This is a genomic window from Streptomyces sp. SID3343 (genome assembly GCF_009865215.1).
Lineage (GTDB): Bacteria > Actinomycetota > Actinomycetes > Streptomycetales > Streptomycetaceae > Embleya.
In genome coordinates, this window is record NZ_WWJX01001602.1 from 21,399 (window position 1) to 27,398 (window position 6,000).

The window sequence follows — 6,000 nt, forward strand, 5'->3', positions numbered from 1 at the left end:
TGCCGCCGTTCATTCGGGTTCCCGTCGGCTGGTGGTAGGCGCGAGGTACTTCGACATCGAGAACCTGCGACGGCGATCGTCGATCGCTGCACCGTGGGCGCGGACTCCCGACTCGATCACGGTCCGGACAAGACGCGCCGCGCGAGCGTGGTTGGGGCCAAGTTAAAGGCGAAACTTCAGCGGGTCAACGTTCGACACGGACGGTGATCGGCTTCCCGCTCGATTCCGTCGCCGCCCGGCAAGCACCCGGGACGCGTCTCGGGTCGCACTGGTCGGCCAGGCCTTGTACGCGGTCAACTCTTCGGCAGGTTGCTCGACGGCTTGCTGTTCGTAGGCCGCGCCCGTAGCCCGGAAATGGGGCATCACGCGCATCCGGCAACCACAGGCACGTGGTGTGGTGGACCTCGGATTCGTTAGCCACCAGACACCCACCGGCATGGGAATGCGGCCGGAGGAGGCGCTCGGATACGCCAACGCGGCCATGGCCACGGGGAAGTAAAACCTTTACCTATGCGGTAGGTGACGTTCCGCTCGAACGGTGCGTGGTCGCCTTTCCGCGCGGCCGGCCATCCGAAAAAACCCGCTCGCGCGGTCCTGCCCGAAGCCGGCTCACAGACGCGCCAACCTCCCCGCCAGGCAGGGAGGTTGGCGCGTCGTGTGACGATCAGGACGGTGCATCCGCCGGACGGGTCAGCCCGATCGCCGTCCATGGCGCAGGAGTTCGCCGCTGTGTACGCCCGTCTGTTCGTCGTCCTCGATGGTCACCTGTCCGTTGACCAGGACATAGCGGTAGCCCTTGGCGTCGATCACCGTGCGGAGCTGACCGCCTGGCAGGTCGTGTACGAACTTCGGTTCCCCGTACGCGAGTTCGTCGTAGTCGTAGACGATGATGTCGGCTGCGGCACCTTCGCTCAGCACGCCGCGGTCGGTGAATCCCGCGCACCGCGCCGGCAGGCCGGACAGCCGCCAGTGCGCCTGCTCCAAAGACGTCCACGCGTGCTTGCGCACGTATTCGACGATGTACTCCGTGCCGTACATCCCCGCGCTGAGCGTCTTCAGGTGCGCTCCACCGTCCGACAGGCCGGGAATCAGATACTCGTAGTCGACGAGTTCCTTCAGCCCGTCCAACGTCGCGTTGAACTGCCCGGTGTGGATCTCGGTGGTGAGCCCGTCCGCGATCGTCACGTCGCACAGGACGTCGATCGGGTGCCGGTCCAACGCCGCGCCGATCTCCTTGAACGAGAGCCCCTCGTACTGCTTGTACTCGTCGGTGAACGTCCGGTGCAGCTTCATGTCCGGGTACAGGTGGTAGAACAGCGGGTCGAATTCGCGCAGCTCGGCTCGGATCCGAGGATCGTTCAGCAGTGCGATCTTCTCCTCGACCGTCTCCGCCTCGAAGATCGTGGCCACCGGCGCCCGCGACGAGAGGCCGCCGTACAGGAAGCTGAACGGCACCGGCACGTCGGTCGTCATCGCCTGGCCGTAGATCGGGATGCCGCGCTCCTGGCAGCTGCGCAGCCACTCGATCTTCTTCTTGTACAGCCCGCCGCTGCGCGAGTTGGCGATCACCGCGTTCCAGATCAGCGGTCGGCCGCTGACCTCGACGAGGTTCTCGTACTCCTCCTCGGTGATCTGGGTGCCCGAGACCTGCATGAACCCGCGCCCCTGTCGGGCCAGCGCCTCGGCCAGGGCGAGCCTGGTGGCGGGCCACATGATGTCGGTCGGCATCGGCGTGCCGTCGAAGTCGCCCTGCAGCATCCGCCCGCCGGGGTTGCCCGGCTCGCCCAGGCACTGCGCGGACCAGCCGCACGCGCCGGCGTCCATCGCCTGCTCCAGCAGCCGGGCCAACTCGGCGTGCTCCTCGTCGGTCGGCAGCGCGCCGGCCTTCGCGCGCTCCAGTCCGAGCACCCAGATCAGCAGTGGGTTGACCGGTACGTACGGCAGCACGTTGAGCGCCTTCGGCGTCCGGTCGACGCTGTCCAGGTAGTCGGGGAAGGTGACCCAGTCCCACGGCATGCCCTCACGCAGCGTCTCGGTCGGGATGTCCTCGACCGCGGTCATCGACAGCATCGCGCGGTCCCGCATCTCCTCGCGCACGGGCGCGAAGCCGAAACCGCAGTTGCCGGTGACCACCGAGGTCACGCCGTGCGGGCCGGACGTGGTCAGGTACGGGTCCCAGAAGACCTGGCCGTCGTAGTGCGTGTGCAGGTCGATGAATCCTGGCGCGACGATCAGTCCGGTCGCGTCGATCACGCGATCCGCGTCCGACTCGGGGATCCGCCCGATCCGGGCGATCACCCCCCCGGTGATCCCGAGGTCGCCCCGAAACCGCGGATTCCCGGAGCCGTCGACGACGACCCCGCCCTTGATGACCACGTCGTATGTCGCCATGACGTCCCTTTCCTCGGCCGAGCCTCGGATTCGACCGCGCTCGGCAGGCGGCGAGCCTAATTAAAGAGTGTGTTTAATACGAGGCGTCGAAGGAGTCAAGGCATTCCGGGGGCGGAGGTGGTCGAACGGTGCGCGGGTGTGGCGCCGGCGGGCTCAGCTGTCGGCCGGCGTGCCCGCGAGTGCGCCCGCGACGATCGCCGTCAGGTGTTCGTCGAAGGCTTCGGGGTCGAGCAGCCCGGTCGAGACGATGCCGTCCGGCCGCGGCGGCTGGGTGTGCCGCGCGGCGCGGGCCGCGCACAGCATGCCGACCATCTGGGTGACCAGGAAGGCGCGAGTCTGGAGTGCGGCGGCGGCCGACTCGGGCCGCGCGACCGCCACGGCGTCCACGACCTCCTGGACGTCCTGGCCGCCGAGCAGCGGGGTCACCGGCGAGGTCGCGTCGCGCAGCAGTTCCACCGATATCTGCAGGTAGGCGCGATCGGCCGGTGAGCCGTTGAGCAACTCGGTGATCGGCACCACGATCGCGCGAGCGAAGCCGTCCAACCGCTCCGGCCGTTCGCGGGCCACGGCGAGCAGCGCCTGCCGGCGCGCGTACACGACCGGCACGTGCTGTTCGACGATCGCGCGCAGCAATCCTTCCCGCCCGCCGAAGTGGTAGTGGATCGCGCCGGCGTTGCGCTGACCCGCCGCACGCGTGATGTCCTGCAGCGGGACATCGAGGCCGTGCCGCGCGAACAAGATCTCGGCGGCCTCGACGATGCGTCGCCGGGTGGGGCCGGAGTCACGGGGCATGGGCGCAGCATATGGCCTGGGCCCCGACACGTACGGCCCGCTGTCAAGTGCCTGTTTGGCCAGGTTTGGATACATTTTGGACCTAATGGGACCTTCGCCCCTGTCCACGTGCCCTTGAGTCGGTGACGATGGACGGAGTTGGTCGACAGCCCGTCCCCCTGTGCGTCAACGAAAGGTCCTCACAGATGCCCGCCGTGCCCCTTCCCGCGAGCCGCGCCGTTCCGGTGGCAGTGGGGCTGTACATGGCAGTGATCGCGACCTGGCTCTTCGCCCCGGCCTACCTCGACATGCACGCCGTACTGATCGCGGTGCCCGCGGTCGTGGCCATGGCGTATCGGCCGTGGATGACCGCGCTGGCGGGGACCATCGCGCTGACCACGCGGCTGGTCGTCCACCCCGGACCCGGCGACTACACGCACTCCACCGGCACGTCGGCGGCCATCTTGATCGTGACGCTGTTCGGCTGCTGGGTGGGCCGGGAGCGGCGGCGCCAGGACGCCCGCCTGCATCGCGTGCAGTCGGTGGCCGAGGTGGCCCAGCGGGCACTGCTTCGCCCGGTACCGAAGGCGGTCGGCCGCTTCGGCTTCGCGGTCCGCTACCGTGCCGCGGCCGAGGAGGCGTCGATCGGCGGCGACCTGTACGAGGTGCTGGAAACGCCGTACGGCGTCCGCGTCCTGCTCGGCGACGTGCGCGGCAAGGGCTTGGAGGCCGTGGACATGGCGGCCCGCACCCTCGGCGCGTTCCGTGAGGCCGCGTACGACGCGCCGACCCTGGCGGAGGTCGGCATCCGGGTGGACCGGAGCCTGAACCGCCAGCTCGGCGGCGAGGACTTCGTCACGGCCGTGATGGTGGAACTGTGTCCCGGCGAGGGCACGATGCAGGTCCTGGCGTGCGGCCATCCGTCCCCGCTCCTGGTCCGCAGCGGCACGGTCGGCGAGGTGACCGCCGAGGCGGGCCTGCCATTGGGCATGGGGCTGCTGCCGCCGGCCACGACGCGCACCGTGGAGCATGTTCGGTTCCGGCCGGGCGACGTCCTGCTGATGCACACGGACGGCGTGACCGAGGCTCGGAACACCTCGGGCCGGTTCTACGCCCTGGCCGAACAGCTGGCGACGCACGCGTACAAGGACGCCGCCGCGATGTTGGACTCCGTCGAACAGAGCCTGCTGGCCCACGTGGGCGGAAAGCTGGAGGACGACGCGGCGATGCTGGCGGTCACCTTGACGGGACCGCTCACCAAGCTGGTCAAGCCGGCCCGGCCGCTGACCTCCTTGCGGCATCCGGCCTGAGCCGAGGCAACCGGCACGTGCCTGCGGAATCCTTTCGCAACGCGCGAAGGCCCCGGGAGAAGGAGTCCCCGGGGCCTTCGGCGTGCCGACGGTGGATTCAGCCGGCGATGGTGGCGCGGCGGCGCCGGGTCACGACGAACGAGGCGGTGCCGAGCAGGACGAGTCCACCCGCGACCGCGGCGAGCGCCGGGATGTGCGAGGGGCTGCCGGTCTTGGGCAGCGCGGCGGGCAGCGGCTCTGCGGCGGGGGCAGGGTCCGCAGTGGCCGGCGCGGTCGACCGCGTGGCGGACGGGCTGGTCACGACGACCGGTGCGGCGGGCTTGGCCTCGTTCTTCCCGGTCGCGCCGGGAGCCGGCTCGGCCGGGACGGACTTGCTCGGAGTGGGCTTGGTGGTGGGCTTGGTGGTGGCCTTGGTGGTGGGCTTGGTCGGGGTGGCCTTGGTGAGGGCGAACTTCTTGTAGCTCGTGCTGTTGTTCCCGGGGCCGAGGGCGCTGAGGCTGCCGTTGACGACCTGGACGGGAGTGCCGGCCTTGACCGTGACGGTGAGCGTGACGGTGGTGCTGCCGCCGGCGGGTACGGAAGCGGGGATGGTGATGGTTCCGCCCATGACGGGGTCGCAACCGGTCTGCAGCGCAAGGGCGCGTGATCCCTGGCCGGCGACCGCGTAGCGGACGGACGCGTCCTTGGGCGTTCCGTGGTGCAGCTTGCCGTCGGGCGAATCGGTCGACCCGTCGAGCAGTCCGAGGCCGATCCCCACCGGGATGCGGTTGAGTGCAACGGAAGACTTGTTGGTGACGGAGAGCTTGGCGGTGAAGGCGGTGCCGCGGGTGACCTTGGCCGGAACGCCGGACAGCGCGACGGTGACCTTGTCCATGGCCGCACGCTCGGCCTTGTCGAGGGAATCGCTCTTGACGCTCGCGGAGGTGGCACCGCCGCACGCGTAAGCGGTGCCGGCCATGCCCGGCAGGACGGGCGTGACGAGGGCGAAGGTGACGGCGGCCGCACCGGAGATACCGATGTTCTTGGCAATTCGGTTCATAACGGGCATGCGCATGACGGAGTTCCCCCGTGGCGATTGATGTTCCGAAGAATGTGATGGGGAGCTCGGCTCGGCCTCGACCCCGATTCCCGGACCCGGTCGCCGTGTTCCTTGCTCTCAACCGTTAAGACGCCTGTCCCCCAGGGGGGTTGCGCCCGCCGGCCAAGTTTCTTCGAGGACCGGATCCCATGGGCGCGATCCGGCTCCGCGACCTCTGGGGAACGCTGCGATCGCGCCTTTGGTGGCTTGGGATGTGTTCCCATCGCGTCGTGGGCTGCGGTTTCACGGCGCCGGGGTGACGTGGCCCGGCCTCGCGATCCCGACCCGGGCCGCGCCTTGACCCTGGGCCGGGCGGGTCGGCTGCGGACGGCGCTTCGCGCCCACGGAGCGCGCTTCGCCCGGCAGCGGGACTCGACTGCGCTCCCGGCGCGTCAGCGCCCACCGACCAGGCCCCGTCGAGTGTTCGACGAGCGCAGCGAGGAGAGCGGC

General features: G+C 69.7%; 5 protein-coding genes. 1 reads left to right on the forward strand and 4 read right to left on the reverse strand.

The window, feature by feature from the left end; genetic code table 11:
* Window positions 1-690 precede the first annotated feature (690 nt).
* Both GT354_RS51095 and GT354_RS51100 read right to left on the reverse strand, forming a co-directional pair.
* Window positions 691-2,391 carry an amidohydrolase family protein gene (locus GT354_RS51095; RefSeq protein ID WP_161365178.1) on the reverse strand — a complete coding sequence of 567 codons (1,701 nt, stop codon included), beginning with the start codon at window positions 2,389-2,391 and terminating at the stop codon, window positions 691-693.
* Between the two features lie 153 nt (window positions 2,392-2,544).
* Complete coding sequence (locus tag GT354_RS51100; RefSeq protein ID WP_161365180.1) at window positions 2,545-3,183, reverse strand: TetR/AcrR family transcriptional regulator; 639 nt, start codon at window positions 3,181-3,183, stop codon at window positions 2,545-2,547.
* Between the two features lie 185 nt (window positions 3,184-3,368).
* On the opposite strand from GT354_RS51100, the gene GT354_RS51105 reads away from it, so the two are divergent.
* Window positions 3,369-4,472 carry a PP2C family protein-serine/threonine phosphatase gene (locus GT354_RS51105; protein ID WP_161365182.1) on the forward strand — a complete coding sequence of 368 codons (1,104 nt, stop codon included), beginning with the start codon at window positions 3,369-3,371 and terminating at the stop codon, window positions 4,470-4,472.
* A gap of 97 nt (window positions 4,473-4,569) precedes the next feature.
* On the opposite strand, the gene GT354_RS51110 is transcribed toward GT354_RS51105, so the two are convergent.
* The gene (locus GT354_RS51110) at window positions 4,570-5,526 is read right to left on the reverse strand and encodes an LPXTG cell wall anchor domain-containing protein (protein WP_161365184.1); all 957 of its coding nucleotides are present in this window, start codon (window positions 5,524-5,526) and stop codon (window positions 4,570-4,572) included.
* A 267-nt stretch (window positions 5,527-5,793) separates the two neighbouring features.
* Window positions 5,794-6,000: hypothetical protein (locus GT354_RS55490; RefSeq protein WP_237536260.1), on the reverse strand; the 207-nt coding region annotated here is incomplete at its 5' end.

What these genes read in the sequence shown, in the direction of transcription:
- GT354_RS51105 (WP_161365182.1), top strand. Translation starts at nt 3,369, where the DNA reads ATGCCCGCCGTGCCCCTTCCCGCGAGCCGCGCCGTTCCGGTGGCAGTG.
- GT354_RS51100 (WP_161365180.1), bottom strand. Translation starts at nt 3,183, where the DNA reads ATGCCCCGTGACTCCGGCCCCACCCGGCGACGCATCGTCGAGGCCGCC.
- GT354_RS51095 (WP_161365178.1), bottom strand. Translation starts at nt 2,391, where the DNA reads ATGGCGACATACGACGTGGTCATCAAGGGCGGGGTCGTCGTCGACGGC.
- GT354_RS51110 (WP_161365184.1), bottom strand. Translation starts at nt 5,526, where the DNA reads ATGCGCATGCCCGTTATGAACCGAATTGCCAAGAACATCGGTATCTCC.